At 72.3% G+C, this 16,477-nt stretch carries 14 protein-coding genes; 6 read left to right on the forward strand and 8 right to left on the reverse strand.

What is annotated here, in order from left to right:
* Positions 1–94 precede the first annotated feature (94 nt).
* The 5 genes from ACGF3A_RS08050 to ACGF3A_RS08070 form a co-directional block, all read right to left on the reverse strand.
* Positions 95–2,626 carry an ATP-binding protein gene (locus ACGF3A_RS08050; protein WP_393726890.1) on the reverse strand — a complete coding sequence of 844 codons (2,532 nt, stop codon included), beginning with the start codon at positions 2,624–2,626 and terminating at the stop codon, positions 95–97.
* Positions 2,627–2,738: 112 nt separating this feature from the next.
* Entirely contained in the window at positions 2,739–3,923 is a 1,185-nt protein-coding gene (locus tag ACGF3A_RS08055) for a hypothetical protein (RefSeq protein WP_393726892.1), read from the reverse strand.
* Positions 3,905–4,672: an ABC transporter ATP-binding protein gene (locus ACGF3A_RS08060; RefSeq protein WP_393726894.1), complete on the reverse strand. Its 768-nt coding sequence runs from the start codon at positions 4,670–4,672 to the stop codon at positions 3,905–3,907. The genes ACGF3A_RS08055 and ACGF3A_RS08060 overlap by 19 nt, the downstream gene beginning before the upstream one ends.
* 126 nt (positions 4,673–4,798) lie before the next feature.
* Positions 4,799–6,205: an aspartate aminotransferase family protein gene (locus tag ACGF3A_RS08065; RefSeq protein WP_393726895.1), complete on the reverse strand. Its 1,407-nt coding sequence runs from the start codon at positions 6,203–6,205 to the stop codon at positions 4,799–4,801.
* Positions 6,190–6,678 (reverse strand): Lrp/AsnC family transcriptional regulator, encoded by a 489-nt coding sequence (locus ACGF3A_RS08070; RefSeq protein WP_393726897.1) that lies wholly within the window; start codon positions 6,676–6,678, stop codon positions 6,190–6,192. Before ACGF3A_RS08070 ends, ACGF3A_RS08065 begins: the two co-directional genes overlap by 16 nt.
* Before the next feature lie 171 nt (positions 6,679–6,849).
* On the opposite strand from ACGF3A_RS08070, the gene ACGF3A_RS08075 reads away from it, so the two are divergent.
* Both ACGF3A_RS08075 and ACGF3A_RS08080 read left to right on the forward strand, forming a co-directional pair.
* Positions 6,850–8,283: a gamma-aminobutyraldehyde dehydrogenase gene (locus tag ACGF3A_RS08075; protein WP_393726899.1), complete on the forward strand. Its 1,434-nt coding sequence runs from the start codon at positions 6,850–6,852 to the stop codon at positions 8,281–8,283.
* 158 nt (positions 8,284–8,441) lie between these two features.
* Positions 8,442–8,804 carry a zinc-ribbon domain-containing protein gene (locus ACGF3A_RS08080; protein WP_393726900.1) on the forward strand — a complete coding sequence of 121 codons (363 nt, stop codon included), beginning with the start codon at positions 8,442–8,444 and terminating at the stop codon, positions 8,802–8,804.
* Positions 8,805–8,835: 31 nt separating this feature from the next.
* Here the strand turns inward: ACGF3A_RS08080 and ACGF3A_RS08085 are convergent, their stop codons facing one another.
* Together ACGF3A_RS08085 and ACGF3A_RS08090 are read right to left on the reverse strand one after the other, a co-directional pair.
* Positions 8,836–9,594, reverse strand: a complete 759-nt coding sequence (locus ACGF3A_RS08085) for a cache domain-containing protein (protein ID WP_393726902.1) — start codon at positions 9,592–9,594, stop codon at positions 8,836–8,838.
* Positions 9,587–10,405 (reverse strand): FadR/GntR family transcriptional regulator, encoded by an 819-nt coding sequence (locus ACGF3A_RS08090; RefSeq protein ID WP_393726904.1) that lies wholly within the window; start codon positions 10,403–10,405, stop codon positions 9,587–9,589. The genes ACGF3A_RS08085 and ACGF3A_RS08090 overlap by 8 nt, the downstream gene beginning before the upstream one ends.
* A 74-nt stretch (positions 10,406–10,479) precedes the next feature.
* Between ACGF3A_RS08090 and ACGF3A_RS08095 the strand changes: the two genes are divergently transcribed.
* Genes ACGF3A_RS08095 through ACGF3A_RS08110 form a run of 4 tightly spaced genes read left to right on the forward strand, consistent with a single transcriptional unit; the run spans position 10,480 to position 15,138 of the window.
* Positions 10,480–11,748 carry a (Fe-S)-binding protein gene (locus tag ACGF3A_RS08095; RefSeq protein ID WP_393726906.1) on the forward strand — a complete coding sequence of 423 codons (1,269 nt, stop codon included), beginning with the start codon at positions 10,480–10,482 and terminating at the stop codon, positions 11,746–11,748.
* Entirely contained in the window at positions 11,745–13,298 is a 1,554-nt protein-coding gene (locus tag ACGF3A_RS08100; protein WP_393726908.1) for an FAD-binding oxidoreductase, read from the forward strand. Before ACGF3A_RS08095 ends, ACGF3A_RS08100 begins: the two co-directional genes overlap by 4 nt.
* Entirely contained in the window at positions 13,295–13,639 is a 345-nt protein-coding gene (locus ACGF3A_RS08105; protein WP_393726909.1) for a hypothetical protein, read from the forward strand. The genes ACGF3A_RS08100 and ACGF3A_RS08105 overlap by 4 nt, the downstream gene beginning before the upstream one ends.
* Entirely contained in the window at positions 13,636–15,138 is a 1,503-nt protein-coding gene (locus tag ACGF3A_RS08110; RefSeq protein ID WP_393726910.1) for an APC family permease, read from the forward strand. The genes ACGF3A_RS08105 and ACGF3A_RS08110 overlap by 4 nt, the downstream gene beginning before the upstream one ends.
* Here ACGF3A_RS08110 and ACGF3A_RS08115 read toward each other — a convergent pair.
* A complete protein-coding gene (locus ACGF3A_RS08115) occupies positions 15,116–16,366 on the reverse strand; it encodes a serine hydrolase domain-containing protein (RefSeq protein ID WP_393726912.1) in 1,251 nt (416 codons plus the stop codon). The genes ACGF3A_RS08110 and ACGF3A_RS08115 overlap by 23 nt on opposite strands.
* Positions 16,367–16,477 lie beyond the last annotated feature (111 nt).

The raw sequence follows: 16,477 nt of genomic DNA on the forward strand, positions 1-16,477 counted from the left end.
GACGAGTGCCCAGCGTCGTCCCGCGCGCGGTGTCCCGGCATCGGTCATGGCCGACGTAGGTATACGGAAATCCCCGGACCCGTCAGGACAGGTCCTAGGTATGGCGGGTGGACGTGCCCGTCTCGCTGCGCGCGGGCTGCTCGTCGAGGAGGGCGGCGATCTGCGCCCGTGAGGAGAAGCCCAGCTTGGACAGGATGTGCTCGATGTGCGCGTCGGCCGTGCGCTTGGAGACGACCAGCCGCTCGGCGATCTCCCTGTTCGACAGGCCCTCGGCGACGAGTCCGGCCACCTCGCGCTCCCGCCGGGTGAGGGCCGCCGTGCCGGTGCGGCTGTCCTGGCCGTCCTGGCCGTCCTGGCCGTCCGTACGGCCGGCGCCCGCCCTGGAGCCCTGGCGGCGCGGCACGTCGTCGCCCGGCTGGCGGGGCACGGCCATCAGGCTGTCCGCGTCGTCCGTGCCGAAGAGGACCGCCTGCTCCAGGGTGAGGCGGCCGCCCTGCCGGACCGTACGGGTGAACGCGTCGGCGCCGAGGCCGTCGCGGAGGGCCTCGGCCACCGAGTCGCACAGGAGTTGGAGCGTGACGATGCCGCCGAACGTGGAGTCCCCCGCGGCCTGCCACTGCGTCATCATCGCCCCGTACAGCCAGGCCGCGCGGCGGTGGCGGCCCTGCTGCTGCGCGACCCACGCCAGGAGGCTGAGGCTGTAGGCGACACCGACGACGTCGCCCAGCTCGCCCTTGAGGGCGAGGGCGCGGCGGGCCGCGGCGGCGCACGCGTCGCGCTCGCCGCCCAGGATGTGCCCGAAGGCCTTGACCAGGTAGAGATACCCCTGGTTCCAGTGCTCCTTGCTGGCGGGGCCCAGCAGCCGCAGGCCCTCCTCGGAGGCGGCGACGGCCTCGTCGGGGCGGGCCGCGAGGGCGTAGGCGAAGCCCTTGGCGTAGCAGGCCATCACGCGGGTCAGCCGGTCGCCGGTCCGGCTCAGGTAGGCGACGGCCTCGTCGGTCATGGTCAGGGCCAGCTCGTGCTCCCCGCCGTAGTTGCGGGCTGCGCCCTCGAAGCCGACGGCCCACGCGGTCAGCAGCGGGTCGTCCAGCTCCAGGGCCAGCTCGTGCGCCTCGCGCAGCGGGGCGAACGCCTCCTCCCAGGAGCCCTGCATGATGCTGAACAGGCCGTACCAGGTGAGGGTCTTGGCCCGGTCGGAGGAGGTCTGGGGGGAGCGGGGGGTGAGGGCGAGCGCCTTGTCCATCCAGTAGCGCGCCTCGGTGAGCAGGCCGCCGCACGCCCAGTACGTCCACATGGAGGCGGTGAGCGCCAGCGGGCCGGGCGGCGCGGCTCCCGCCGGACGGTCCGTCCGGAAGCCCGTTCCCCTGCCCTCCTCCGCCCCGGCGACCGCGTACTCCAACGCGGCCCGCAGGTTGTCGCGGTCCGCGGTCAGGGCGAGGTGGAGCGGCAACTGCTCGTCCGTGGCGAAGTGTTCCTCGAAGTGGCGCAGCCGGCGGTGGCAGTGCGCGACCAGCCGGCCGCGGCAGGCGGCGGTCTCGTCGATGGAATCCAGCCACTCCGCGCCGTACTCCCGGATGGTGTCCAGCAGCCTGTAGCGGGTCTGCCCGTCCAGCTCGATACGGAGGACGACCGACTTGTCGACAAGGCTGATCAGATGCTGCACGACCTCGCCCGCGGGCAGCTCGGAGTCGGTGCAGATCTGCTCGACGGCGGCCAGGTCGAAGGCGCCGGAGAAGACGGAGAGCCGCGCCCACAGCAGCCGTTCGGGCGGGGTGCACAGCTCGTGGCTCCAGCCGATGGTGGTGCGCAGCGTCTGATGGCGGCTCAGCGTCGTCAGCCGCCCGCCCGCCAGCAGCGCGAACGTGTCGCCCAGCCGCTCCGCCAGCTCGTCCAGCGGCAGCGCGCGCAGCCGTACGGCCGCCAGCTCGATCGCCAGCGGAATGCCGTCCAGGCGGCGGCAGAGCGCCGTCGCGGACGCCCGGTTGGACTCGGTCAGCGCGAAGCCCGGGACGACCGCCGCGGCGCGCTCGGCGAACAGCGTCAGCGCGTCCCCGGGCCGCCGCTCCCGCTGCTCCCGCCGCTCCCGCCGCTGTCCCGCGCCGGAGACGGGCGCGTCCGCCTCGGAGCAGGGCAGCGGCGGGACGGACAGCACGTGCTCGCCGGGGACGTCCAGGGGCTGCCTGCTCGTCGCGAGCACCGTCAGCCCCGGCGCCTCGGGCAGCAGCAGGTCGGCCAGGAGCGCGCAGGCGTCCAGCACATGCTCGCAGGTGTCGAGGATCAGCAGCAGCTCACGCTCGGCGAGATACTCCACCACCGCGTCGATCTGGGGCCGCGACGCCTGCTCGGGAAGGTCCAGCGCCGCGGCGACCGTGTGCGGCAGCAGCTCCGGGTCCTTCAGGCCGGACAGCTCGACCAGCCGCACCCCGTCCGGATACGTGCCGTGGCGCGAGCGGGCCGCCTGGAGCGCCAGGCGGGTCTTGCCGACCCCGCCCGGCCCGGTGAGCGTGACGAGCCGGGCCGCGTCGAGCATGCGCCGCAGCTCCTCCAGCTCCGTCGCGCGCCCGACGAAACTGGTGACCTCCGCGGGGAGCTGACCGCTCCGCCGCCCGCTGAACCTGAATGGCACGTCTACCGCCCTCCTGGCCCGATCCACGGTCTCCTGCCACAGGGTACGTGTTCAGCCACGTACGGTAAGGGGGAGTTGACGGACGTCCACCGAACCGATTCACCGCCGGGCATCAGCCGAACGGCATCGGGGCCAGCCGCGCCATCACCCATACGAGGAGCGCGAGGGAGACGGCCAGCGTCCCCGAGCGGGCCAGCGCCACCTTCCGCAGCAGGGCGCGCGGCGCGCCCAGCCCCGCCAGAACGGCCGTGCCGTGCGCGCGGGACGCCCGTACCCCGGCCAGGGACGCGAGGGCGCCTGCCGCCACGCAGCACAGCACCAGGGCGGCGCCCAGCGCCGTCAGCGCCCCCGGTGGGCCCGGCAGCCCGGGGAGACCGGGGAGCGCGGGCCTGCCGTCCGCCGGGCGGTACGCCCACGCCGCGGCCAGCGCGGCCGAGGCGACGGCGCACAGCACGCCCAACGGGCGCCCCACGCGCGGCGCTTCGCGCTGGAGCCCGCGCCCCGCGAGCAGCCGTACGGCCCCGGGCCGCCCGGCGGCCAGCAGCCGCCCCGTGGCGTGCACCAGGCCGGGTCCGGCGACGACCAGGCCGAGCGCCGCCAGGGCCCAGCCGCCCGGCCGCGAGACGGTGACCGCGAGCGCGGCGCCGCAGGACGCCAGCAGACCCCCGCTCAGCAGCGCCGCACGGGGGCCGGGGAGGCCCCGCGCATGCCCCTCGGCGCGCCCCTCCGCACGGCCTTCCGCGCTGTCCGTCGTGCCGTCCTCGAAGCGCGCGGCCGGACGCGGCTCCCGGCCGGGCCGGGTCGTCCACGCCGCGGCCAGCGCCGCCGCCAGCGGCACGACGCACAGCAGGGTCAGACCGGCGGGCAGGGGCAGCGGCTCCGCGGGCGTCGGAAGCCGCACGGCCGTGCCGGGCAGCACCGGGCCGCGCGGGTCCCGGTGCGGGAGGGTGACCGTGAGGAGGACCAGGACGCTGCCCAGGGCGCAGGTGAGCGCCGCGGAGGCGGCGGCCAGCAGCGGCAGCCGCGCGGCACCCAGCCCCGCGGCGTCCAGCGCGCCGCGGGTCGTGCCGCTCGCTTCCGTACGGGCCAGCACCCCGGCCAGCGCCGCCGTGACGGCCAGCGGAACCAGGCACCACAGCAGCCGTACGGCGGACTCGGTGGTGCGGCCGGGATGGCTGTGGGCGTGGGCGAGCGTGGCCAGCAGCAGCGCGCTGACGCCCGCCGAGGCACAGAGCAGAGGGATCCTGCGCAGCAGCGCGAACGGGCGCGAGCCGCGGGCTAGACGGAGAGCGAGCACGCCGACTGGCCCTCCGCTTCCTGGCCGCGCGTGGTCCGCGTCGTCACCCTGCGGCCGTCGGCGAGGGTGACGGCGCGGTCGGCCAGCGTCGCACCGGCCTCGTCCGTGGTGAGGTCCTGCGCGGTCACCCTCAGGTCGTGGGTGGCCAGGACCACGGTGATGCCGTGCGAGCGTGCCGCCGCGCTCAGCGTGCGCAGCACCTGCGCCCTGTCCGGCTGGTGCAGCGGCGCGGTCGGCTCGTCCGCGAAGAGCACCGAGGGGGAGTGGACCAGGGCCCTGGCGACGGCCACCCGCTGGCGCTGGGCCTGGGAGAGCGCGCCGGGCCGCTTGCGGGCGCAGCCGCCGACGTCGAGACGGTCGAGCCATTCGCGCGCGGCGGCACGCGCCGCGCGGTGCCCCGTTCCGCGCAGCAGCAGGGGCAGCGCCGCGTTCTCCCAGACCGTCAGTTCGGGGACGAGGCGGGGGCTGCTGTCGATCCAGCCGAAACGGTCCAGCCGCAGCCGTTCCCGCGAGGCGTGGCCCAGGGTGTGCACGGGCACGCTGTTGAACCAGACCTCGCCGGAGGTGGGTACGGCCTGGCCGGAGAGACAGCGCAGCAGCGTGGTCTTGCCGCTGCCGCGCGCTCCGGTGACGGCGAGGATCCCGCCCTCCCGGACGCCGAGGGAGACGCCTTGGAGGGCGGGTGAGTCGCCGTAGCCGTAGTGCAGTCCGCGTGCCCAGAGCACCTCGTTGTCAGGTGGGGCGGCCATGGGGGGTACCTCCGCTTGTTCGTGCGCCGATGTGCCCATCCCCCTGTTGGGTGAACGAGGGGAGGGCACAGCGGTCACTGAGCCGCCCGTGCGGTACGGAGCGGAGGCACGCCCTGAGAAGAACCGTTACAGCTTGGTCCACGCCTCCGTGAGGACGGAACGGAGGATCTGCTCGGCCTCGTCGAAGACCTCCTGGCCCGCGATGAGCGGGGGCGCGAGCTGGATGACGGGGTCGCCCCTGTCGTCCGCGCGGCAGTAGAGGCCCGCCTCGAAGAGCGCCTTCGAGAGGAAGCCGTAGAGCACCCGTTCGGACTCCTCCTCGGTGAACGTCTCCTTGGTCGCCTTGTCCTTGACCAGCTCGATGCCGTAGAAGAACCCGTTGCCCCGCACGTCGCCGACGATCGGCAGATCGTGCAGCTTCTTAAGAGTGCCGAAGAACGCCGCCTCGTTGTCCAGCACGTGCTGGTTGAGGCCCTCGCGCTCGAAGATGTCGAGGTTGGCGAGCGCGACGGCCGAGGAGACCGGGTGGCCGCCGAAGGTGTAGCCGTGCAGGAAGGTGTTGTCGCCCTTCCAGAACGGCTCGGCGAGCCGGTCGGAGATGATCGCGGCTCCTATGGGCGAGTACCCGGAGGTCATGCCCTTGGCGCAGGTGATGATGTCCGGCACGTAACCGAACTTGTCGCAGGCGAACATCGTGCCGAGCCGTCCGAACGCGCAGATGACCTCGTCCGAGACGAGCAGCACGTCGTACTGGTCGCAGATCTCGCGCACCCGCTGGAAATAGCCGGGCGGGGGCGGGAAGCAGCCGCCCGCGTTCTGCACGGGCTCCAGGAAGACCGCGGCGACGGTCTCCGCGCCCTCGAAGAGGATCTGCTGCTCGATCTGGTCGGCGGCCCAGCGGCCGAACGCCTCCGGGTCGTCGCCGTGGATCGGCGCCCGGTAGATGTTCGTGTTCGGCACCTTGTGCGCGCCGGGCACCAGCGGCTCGAAGGGCGCCTTGAGCGCGGGCAGCCCGGTGATGGACAGGGCGCCCTGCGGCGTGCCGTGGTAGGCGACGGCGCGGGAGATCACCTTGTGCTTGAGCGGGTTGCCGGTGAGCTTGTGGTACTGCTTGGCGAGCTTCCAGGCGGTCTCCACGGCCTCGCCGCCGCCGGTGGTGAAGAAGACCTTGTTCAGGTCGCCCGGGGCGTGCTGCGCGAGCCGCTCGGCCAGCTCGACGGCCTTGGGGTGCGCGTAGGACCAGATCGGGAAGAACGCGAGGTCCTGCGCCTGCTTGTTGGCGGCCTCGGCCAGCTCGGCGCGTCCGTGTCCGGCCTGGACGACGAAGAGGCCGGCGAGACCGTCGAGGTAGCGCTTGCCGTCCGTGTCGAAGATGTACGCGCCCTCGCCGCGGGCGATGGTCGGGACCGGCGCCTTGTCGTACGACGACATGCGGGTGAAGTGCATCCACAGGTGGTCGCGTGCGGAGTCGGAGAGGTCCTGGGAGGTCGGGCCGGAATGGTTGTCTGGACTCACTGTTATCGCGTTCCCCATGTGTAGGTCTGCTTGCGCAGCTTGAGGTAGACGAAGCTCTCGGTGGAGCGCACGCCGGGAAGGGTCCGGATGCGCTTGTTGATGAGTTCGAGCAGGTGCTCGTCGTCCTGGCACACGATCTCGACGAGGAGGTCGAACGAGCCCGCCGCCACCACGACGTAGTCGACCTCTTCGAGCTCCGCGAGCGCGTCGGCGACCGGCTCCACGTCACCGTCGACGGTGATGCCGAGCATCGCCTGGCGCATGAAGCCGACGGTCAGCGGATCCGTCACGGCGACGATCTGCATCACGCCCTGCTCCTGGAGCTTCTGGACGCGCTGCCGCACGGCCGCCTCCGACAGGCCGACGGCCTTGCCGATCGCTGCGTACGGCCTCCTGCCGTCCTCCTGGAGCTGTTCGATGATCGCCAGGGACACGTCGTCCAGGGACCGGGAGCCATTGGTCTTCTTCGAGTCGCGAGCCACGTCTGCCACTGTGCATGAGACATCCACTGTCCTGCAACCCGTATTCGATGTAATCCGCAGTGATAGGCGTCGTATGGAACTGATTCCGTTGTTCTGGAGGTGTGGGTGTATCGAAAGCGTTGTCCCGCCGGTTAGGGTGGCGGTCTCACCCATTGGACAACGGAGCAGGAGGGGTGCGAAGTGACCACCGAGCTGCGTCGGCTGCGCAACTACATCGACGGGGAGTTCAGGGACGCCGCTGACGGCCGGACCACCGAGGTGGTCAACCCGGCGACGGGCGAGGTGTACGCCACGGCGCCGCTCTCCGGCGCCGCGGACGTGGACGCCGCCATGGCCGCCGCCGAGGCCGCCTTCCCGGCCTGGCGCGACGCCACTCCCGCCACCCGCCAGATGGCCATCCTGAAGATCGCGGACGCGATCGAGGCCCGCGCGGACGAGCTGCTGGCCGCCGAGTGCGAGAACTGCGGCAAGCCGCTGGAGCTGACCCGGCAGGAGGAACTGCCGATGATGCTCGACCAGATCCGCTTCTTCGCGGGCGCCGCGCGCATGCTGGACGGCAAGTCCGCGGGCGAGTACATGGAGGGCCTCACCTCCTTCGTGCGCCGCGAGCCGATCGGCGTGTGCGCGCAGGTCGCCCCGTGGAACTACCCGGCGATGATGGCCGTGTGGAAGTTCGCCCCCGCGCTGGCGGCGGGCAACACGGTCGTCCTCAAGCCCTCCGACACCACCCCGGCCTCCACGGTCTTCCTGGCCGAGGTCATGGGCGAGATCCTGCCCAAGGGCGTCTTCAACGTCGTGTGCGGCGACCGCGACACCGGCCGCCTCCTGGTCGAGCACAAGACCCCCGCCATGGCCTCCATCACCGGCTCCGTGCGCGCGGGCATGGAGGTCGCGGGCAGCGGCGCCAAGGACCTCAAGCGGGTCCACCTGGAGCTGGGCGGCAAGGCCCCCTGCGTGGTCTTCGACGACGCGGACATCCCCGCCGCCGTCGAGGGCATCCGGGACGGCGGCTTCTTCAACGCCGGACAGGACTGCACGGCCGCCACGCGCGTGCTCGTCCAGGAGGGCGTGTACGAGGAGTTCGTCACCGCGCTCGCCAAGGCCGCCGCCGAGGTCAAGACCGGCGACCTGAGCGACGAGGACTGCTTCTACGGCGCGCTGAACAACCCCACCCACCTGGAGAAGGTCGCCGGCTTCATCGACCGCCTCCCCGCGCACGCCAAGGTCGAGGCGGGCGGCGAGCGCGTCGGCGACAAGGGGTACTTCTACGCGCCCACCGTCGTCTCCGGGCTCAAGCAGGACGACGAGATCATCCAGAACGAGGTCTTCGGCCCCGTCATCACCGTCCAGAAGTTCACCGACGAGGCCCAGGCCGTCGAGTGGGCCAACGACGTCGAGTACGCCCTCGCGTCCTCCGTGTGGACCAAGGACCACGGCACGGCCATGCGGCTCTCCAGGGAGCTCGACTTCGGCTGCGTGTGGATCAACACCCACATCCCGCTCGTCGCCGAGATGCCCCACGGCGGCTTCAAGAAGTCCGGGTACGGCAAGGACCTGTCGATGTACGGGCTGGAGGACTACACGCGCGTGAAGCACGTGATGACCGCGCTGTAGCAGCCGTAGTACGACCATCCTCCGTACGGGTGCGGGGCGTTGGGGCAGGGCTGTTACACGCTCCGCCTTACGCCCCGCACCCGCCGGGTGGTTGGCTGGCGGCACGGCCGCGGTACGGACGCACGGACGCACCGTACGCACTCGGGAAGGGAGCCGCCGTGATCATCTTCGGCACCAGCAGCAAGACGCTGCAGCTCGCCATGTTGAACCTGCTCTGCGGATTCTGCGGCAACCCGTCCGCGCACGCGCTGCGCAAGAGGGTCACCAAGTTCTCCCTCTTCTTCATTCCGCTCTTCCCGATCGCACCCGCGAAGCACTCGATCCAGTGCACCTTCTGCGGCGCCGCGAGCGAGGTCTCCAAAGAGAACGCCGAGCAGCTGCTCGCCCAGGGTGGCGGCGCGCCGCAGGGCATGCCGCAGCCCCAGCAGGGCGCGCCGACCGGCAACCCCTTCGCGCAGCAGCAGCCGCAGGGCCAGCAGCCGCAGCAGCACCAGCCTCCGCAGAACCCCTACCAGTCCTGAGCCGGACGCCCCGCCCGGCCCGCCCGCCGGTTCACTCCGTACGGACCAGTGACCAGGGCAGGCCCGCGCACTCGTGCCACTCCTCTCCGGAGGGCAGCGCCTCGCCCGCCCGGTGCCCGGAGGGCGCCAGCGAACCGGCCACCACGGCGGGCGTGTTGGAGGCCAGCACGCGGCCCGAGAGGTTGACGAGGAGCGTGCCGGGGCCCGTCGCGTGGAGCAGCGGCAGGGCCGCCCGTTCCAGATCGGTGGCCCGGACGTCGGCGGCGGCGACGCCGAAGAACCCCGCCTCGCCGAGCACGGGCGCCGAGAACGTCAGGATGTACTCGTCCGTGCCCGCGTAGTCCACGTACGGACCGACCACGGCGCGTCGGCCCGTACGGTGCGGAATCTCGAACCATTCCGCGGCGGGATACTCGTAGCCGCCCACGCTGTACGGATCGAGATCCACCGAGAGCGGATACGGTTCGCCCGTACGGTCGTGCGGCAGGCGCCACCACTCCAGCCAGCGGGACCGGTCCGCGAGCACGTCCGGAGCGGCGATCACGCCCGTGCCCGCGAGGACACCGCCGGGCGCGGTCAGCCGGGCCAGCACGGTGGGCCGGATGGCGGCCAGTTCGCCGGAGGCCGGTGACCTGCCCTCCGCCGCGGCGGCGCGGTGCAGCGCCCCGGCCAGTCCGGCCAGGACGGCGACGCCGTCGAAGACCTCGCGCAGCACCCCCTCGAAGGCGGCCCGGGCCGCGGCCGTACGGTCGCGGCGCTCGCGCGGTACGTGAGCGGTGCGGTCAGCCATCGTCGGTCCCCCTACGGTCGGTGCCCGGCCGCGCGGCGAGCTGGAGATGGAACTCGATCAGCCGGGAGACGCCGCTCTCCACATGGGCCTCCCCGCGCGCACGCGCCAGATCCCCGTCGCCCTCCTCGACGGCCGCGAGGATCGAGCGGTGCTGCGCGACGGCGTCCGTGTGCGCCACCGCCTCGCCGAAGGGGATCCACAGCAGCTCCCCGATCTCGCTCTGCAGGTCGATCTCCTGCCGTGTCAGACGTGCCGACTGGGCGGCGGCCGCGACCTCGATGTGGAACCGTCCGTCTGCCCTCCTGCGTTCGCCCGCCGTGCGTGCGGCGGCGAGCTGATCGACCAGCCCGCGCAGCCGTGCGAGCTGGTTCTCCGACGCGCGCGAGGCGGCCAGCCTGGCGGCCGTTCCGCTCACCGCGAGCTGCATGTCGCCGATCTCCCGCAGCTCGTGCGCGCCGGTGTCCCGCAACAGGGTCCGCAGACGCTCCACCGACGGGTCAACAGGCGCGCGGACAAAACTTCCCCCGCCCCGGCCCCTGCGGGTCTCCACCAGGCCCTTCTGGCGCAGCACGGAGAGGGCCTCGCGCAGGGTGACCGTCGAGACGTTCAGCGCGCCCGACAGCGCCAGCTCGCTGGGGAGCTGCTCGCCGTCCGCTATGAGGCCCAGGCCGACCGCCTCGCTGATGCGGCGCGCCACCTCGTCGGCTCGGCCGCCCGTCCGGAGCGGCGCGAAGACCAGGTGCCGCGCGGGGCCGCCGCCCGCCTCTCCCCGTCGTGCCTCGCCGTTGCCGTCGCCGGTGCCGTCATCCAACGCCGCACACTCCCTTGCCCGTTGAACTATGAAGTCATATGTTATCGGCCACTCGGACGCCACGAGGAGCCCCCATGTCTGAAACCGAGCACCCTCATCCGTCCCCGCAGACTGCCGAGTTCATCGCCGACTGGCGCAACGCGGCCTACAACTGCTTCTCCTCCGGGCACAAGTTCTGCCGGGAGGTCTGTCCCGTCATGCAGGCCACGCGGAACGAGTCGTGGACCCCGACGGCCTTCCACGCCAACGTCGTCGCGATGGAGCAGGGCGAGCTGTCCGTCGAGGACGTCGCCGAGGACTACGTCAACTGCACCCAGTGCGGCGCCTGCGAACTGCGCTGCCCCAACACTCTGTTCACCGGCGACTTCTACCGCTTCCGCACCCGCACCGTCGACCTGGTCAAGAAGATGCGCGCCCTGGCCGTCGACCACGGCGTCCACCAGCCCGGGTACCAGCGCTGGAACCAGCTCACCGACGAGCGCAAGCACGAGCCCGTGCTGAACGGCACACCCGTCAGCCAGGAGCACGTCGCCGACTGGGCGGCGGGGCTCGGCCTCCCGGTCGGCGGGGAGACCATCCTGTTCGTCGACTGCGAGGCCGCGTTCTCCCGCACCTCCCTGCCGCGCGCCGTGGCCCGGATCCTGCGGCACGCCGGATACGAGTTCGGGCTGATGCGCGAGCAGTGGTGCTGCGGCGGTCCCGCCGCCGAGATGGGGTACGCGGAGCAGTCGCGGCGCTTCGCCGAGCACAACCTCGCCGACTGGCGCGCGAGCGGCGTGCGCCGGGTGCTCGTCCTCGACCCGCACGACTACATCACCTTCACGGAGGACTATCCGGCCTACTTCGGCGAGGACTTCGACATCGAGATCGTCCTCGTCGTCGAACTGCTGGCCGAGCTCATCGGGGACGGCACGCTCACGCCCACCGTCCCCGTCGAGAGGACCGTGACCTACCACGACCCCTGCCGCCTCAACAAGCGCAAGGGCGTGTGGGAGGAGCCCCGCCAGGTGCTCCGGGCCATCCCCGGACTGACGTTCCGCGACGTCGACCGGGTGACCCAGTGGTCGTACTGCTCCGGCGGCGGGGGAGGGCTGCCCGTCGAGAAGCCCGAGCTCACCGCGAAGATCAGCGAGAGCCGCATGGAGAAGGCCGCCGCGCTGGAGGTCGACACGCTCGTCTCCGCCTGCCCCTGGTCCGAGCGCCCCCTGGCCGAGGCCGGGGAGGCCCGCTCCATCGACGTGGTCGACATCCACGAACTGCTCGCAGAATCCCTCGGCCTGCCGGTCGATACGGGCGGTCCCGAGGGCCCGGGCGGTCCCGTCAGCGAGGAGGCCCTGCCATGAGCACTCCCACGCGCCTCAGCGGCCTCGCGCCGCACCTGTCGGACCGTGTGCTGGCCGAGCTCACCGACGTCCTGGGCGGAGCCCACGTCCTCACGTCCAGGACCGCGCGCTTCAGCCGCGCCCGCGTCCCCGCGCCGTTCCCCGTGCACCGCTGGTCCCAGCGCGTGCCCGACCTCGTGGTGCTCCCCGGCACCTCCGACGAGGTCGCCGAGGTCGTACGGATCGCCAACGCCTACCGCGTCCCCCTCGTGCCCCGCGACGGCGGCACCGGGCTCACCGACGGGGCCGTCCCTGTGCGGCGCGGCATCGTCGTCGACGTCAAGCGGCTCGACGCCGTCAAGGAGATCGACACCGCCAACCGCACCTGCACCGTCGGCGCGGGCGTCAACATGCTCAAGCTCAACGAGGTGCTCGCCCCGTACGGGCTGATCTATCCCGACGACCCCGCCTCCTACCCCTGCTCGCTCGTCGGCGGGCGGATCGGCACCAGCGGCTGGTCCCTGGTCGGCTCGCGCTACGGGCACACCCGCGACCTCGTCCTCAGCTTCGACCTCGTGCTGCCCACGGGACGCCTCATCCGTGTGGGGGACGGCGGCGGCCGCAAGGTCTCCAAGAGCTCCAGCGGCTACCAGCTCAAGCACCTGTTCATGGGCCACCAGGGCACCCTCGGCATCGCCACCGAGGCCACCCTGAAGCTCTTCCCCAAGCCCGAGGCCGAGTTCTCGCCCTTCTGGGCCTTCGCCGACTACGACGACGCCCACCGCTGCGTGCGCGAGCTGGCCCAGGCCGGGGTCGCGACGTTCGCGGGCGCCGTCCTGTTCGACGAGTGGAAGGTCGACTACCTGCGCCGCGACGACGAGGCGTACATCCCCCAGCCCCGGGACGTACGGGCCCTCGTGTGCGCCGTCGCGTACGGGAACGAGGACGAGGTACGCGCTGGCGCCAAGCGCCTCATGCGCGTCGCCAGGGACTCGGGGGCGAGATACCTCGGCGACGAGATATCCCAGGGCGACTGGGCGGCCCGCCACGACCGCTACGCCACGCCCCTGCACGGACGGACCCGCGGCGGACAGGTCGCGCCGATGAGCTGGCACTGCGAGGACGCCGCGATCAACCACACCGAACTGCCCGCCGTACGGCGCGAATGGCACGCCATCGTGGAGAGGCTGCGCGAGCGCCACGACGTCTTCGACGACTGGGGCATGTTCTGCTACACCAGCGCGTCCACGGGCGTCGACTACCTCACCGAGATCGACATCGGCATCTGGGAACAGCGCCTGGACGACGAGACCTGGGGCGCCTGGGTCGACGCCAAGCGCGAGATCGCGGCCGTAGCGCTGCGCCACGGCGGCTCCATCAGCGCCTGCCACGGCTCCTGCCGCGAGGGCGAGGTCGATCTCGTCCCGCTCGAACTCGGCGGCGGCTACGACGTGATGCTCGACATCAAGCGGACCCTCGACCCGAACAACGTCATGAACCCCGGCAAGTACGGCCTGGACCGCGCCTATCCGGCGGTCGCCGAAGGGGCGGAAGGGGAGGGCACGCCATGAGCGGCGACGGAGGGGACGGCGGCAACGGGAACAACGGCAGCAGAGGCAGCGGCGGCAGCAGCGGTGGCACTCCGGGCGGCGGTTACCGGTACGCCGACGAGCACACCCCGCCCCCGGCCCGCCGGGTCAGCGAGGTCGCCGTCGAGCGCTTCGCGCACGTCTTCGAGGTCGATCCCGAGCTGATGACCGTCCATGTCGCGCAGCAGCTCTTCCCCAACTGGGACACCCTGCGCATCGCGGCGGGCCGTGCCGACCATCTGGCCTGGATGCACCGGCACTGGGCGCGGACGGTCGTCTCCGGGCAGGAGATCCTCGACGAGATCGGCGACACCGAGCCGTGAGCGGCGCACCGCTCGGCCAGGACGAAGCACAGCTCGCCGCGCTCGGCTACACCTCCGAGTTCCGGCGCGAGATGAGCCTCTGGGCGAACTTCTCGCTGGGCTTCACCTATCTGTCGCCCGTCGTCGGCGTCTACACGCTGTTCGCGACGTCCCTGGCGGCGGGCGGGCCCCCGATGATCTGGAGCCTGCTCGTCGTCGGCGTCGGGCAGCTCCTGGTGGCGCTCGTCTTCGGCGAGATCGTGTCCCAGTACCCCGTCGCGGGCGGCCTCTACCCCTGGGCGCGCCGGCTGTGGGGGCGCAAATGGGCGTGGATGACCGGGTGGGTGTACGCCGTCGCGCTGCTGGTCACCATCGCGAGCGTCACCTACGGCTCGGGGCCCTATCTCGCCGCGCTGCTCGACCTCGAACCCTCCACCGGCACCACCGTCCTGTGCGCCCTGGGGATGATCGCGCTGGCCACGCTCCTCAACTCCGGCGGCACCAGGCTGCTCGGGCTGGCCGCCATCATCGGCTTCTCCACGGAGATCCTGGGCGCGCTCGCCGTCGGCGGCTGGCTGCTGCTGACCGAGCGCCACCACGGGCTCGGCGTCCTCTTCGACGGCGCGGGCACCTCGGCGGCGCACGGCGGCTCGTACCTCGGCGCGTTCCTCGCGGCCAGCCTGATCGGCGTCTTCCAGTACTACGGCTTCGAGGCGTGCGGAGACGTCGCGGAGGAGGTGCCGCGCGCGGGCGCGCGCATCCCGCGCGCCATGCGGATGACGATCTATGTGGGCGGCGCGGCCGCGACGTTCGTCTGCCTCGCCCTGGTGCTCTCCGTGCCCGACATCGGCGCCGTCGTCTCCGGCGCGGACACCGACCCGGTCTCCGGCGTGCTGGGCGCCGCGTTCGGCACCTGGGGCGCGCGGGTCGTGCTCGGGATCGTGCTGATCTCGTTCCTCTCGTGCGCGCTCAGCCTCCAGGCCGCCGCCAGCAGGCTGCTCTACTCCTACGCCAGGGACCGCATGCTCCCCGGCAGCGGCCCTCTCTCGCGCATCTCGCGCAGCCGGGGCGTCCCGCCGTACGCGCTGGGTGCGGCGGCCGTCGTGCCCGCGCTGGTCGTGCTCGCCTCGCGGGTCTCGGAGGACGCCACCACGAAGATCATCTCCTTCGCGGTGCTCGGCATCTATCTGGGCTTCCAGATGGTCGTCCTCGCCGCCCTGCGCGCCCGCCTCAAGGGCTGGCGGCCCGCCGGGAGCTTCACCCTGGGGCGCTGGGGGCTCCCGGTGAACGCGGCGGCCCTCGTGTACGGGATCGCGGCCATGGTCAACATGGTGTGGCCGCGCACGCCGGAGGCCGCCTGGTACGACGACTACCTGACGCTCCTGTCGGGTGCCGTCGTGGTCGGGGCCGGACTGGTGCTCCTGGTGGTCCTGCGCCCCTACCGGCACGGCACGGCGGCCTCGGGGGACGCGGCGGGCGGGCCTGCGTCCGTTCCGGTCACCTCAGCGCGGCCTGAATGATCCGCTGGGCCGTGGGGTTGAGGTCCTGCCCCTTCGCGTCGGTCGCGTTGACCGAGTAGACGACGGTGCGTGACAGGTCGCGCCTCGCCGCCAGCAGGGTGTTGTAGCCGTAACGCCCCCCGGACTTGCCCCAGACGAACGTCCCGTCCGGCAGGGGCATGCGGGTGAGCCCCATGCTGTACGCGGCGGGTTGCGGCTTGCCCTCGCCCTCCGGGTCGTACATCGGGACGTCCGGAACGGTGAACATGTTCCGCAGCGCCGGGGACGGCACCACGTCGCCTCTGAAGAGGGCGTGCAGGAAGCGCTCCAGGTCGGCCGTGGTCGAGATCAGGTCGCCCGCCGCCCAACTGGCCGACATGTTCCACTCGGTGACGTCCAGGAGTCGCGTCCCGCCGTGCTTTGCGGGGACGCGCTCGTAGCCCCTGTTGTGCGGCCCCGTCAGGCGCGGGTCGTGGCCCGGGAGCGAGGTGTGGCGCAGGCCCAGCGGGCGCAGGACGCGCGCGCTGACGGCCTCCTCGTAAGAGGTGTGCGTGAGTCTCTCGATCAGGAGCCCCAGCACGGTGTAGTTGATGTTCAGGTAGTGCTGCCGGGTGCCGGGGCGGAACTCGGGCTTCTTGGACGTGGCGGAAGCGATCAGGGCGCGCGGGGAGACCGTCTCGAAACGGTGCTCGTACAGCTCCTCGAAGTCACCGCGCGGGATGTCCGCCGCCGGGATGCCGCTGGTGTGGTTCAGGAGCTGTCCGACGGTGACCTTCGCGTACCGCGTGGGCAGCAGCTCCGGCAGATAGCGGTTCACGGGTGCGTCGAGTGCGACGCGGCGCTCCGAGGCGAGCTGGAGGACGACGGCGGCCGTGAAGACCTTGGTCGTGCTGCCCGCGCGGAAACGGCCGTGCGGCAGCGCCTCGCGCCCTGTCGTCACGTCCGCGACCCCGGCGGAGCCGCGCCAGGTGCCGTCCGTGCCGCCTACCCGTACGAGCGCCGCGGTCGTGTCGTCGTCCGGCAGTCCGGCGAGGGCCGCGCGCAGCGCCTTCGCGTCGGGAGCGTCCGTAGCGGCCGCGGACCGTACGTCGGTCGGCGTCGGCGCCTGAGGGCTCGCCAGGGCCAGCGGGGACGCGACGGCCAGCGAGGCCACCAGGGAGGTGGCCACGGTCAGGCCGCGCAGACGGGTGCGGCTGGTGCGACGGGTACGGCGGACACCTGTGCCGTCACTGCTCGTGCGGTCGTTCAAGGGACGCTCCAGTGGAGGAAGTTGGCGTGGCGAACTTCCTCCACCATTTCGCGGGGGAGCGAGAGAACGGATCGTCCTCCCGTACGGTCGCGCCCCCGGGAGACGCCAGGG

Origin of the sequence: Streptomyces sp. NPDC048172 (genome assembly GCF_043202595.1) — a bacterium.
GTDB lineage: Bacteria > Actinomycetota > Actinomycetes > Streptomycetales > Streptomycetaceae > Streptomyces.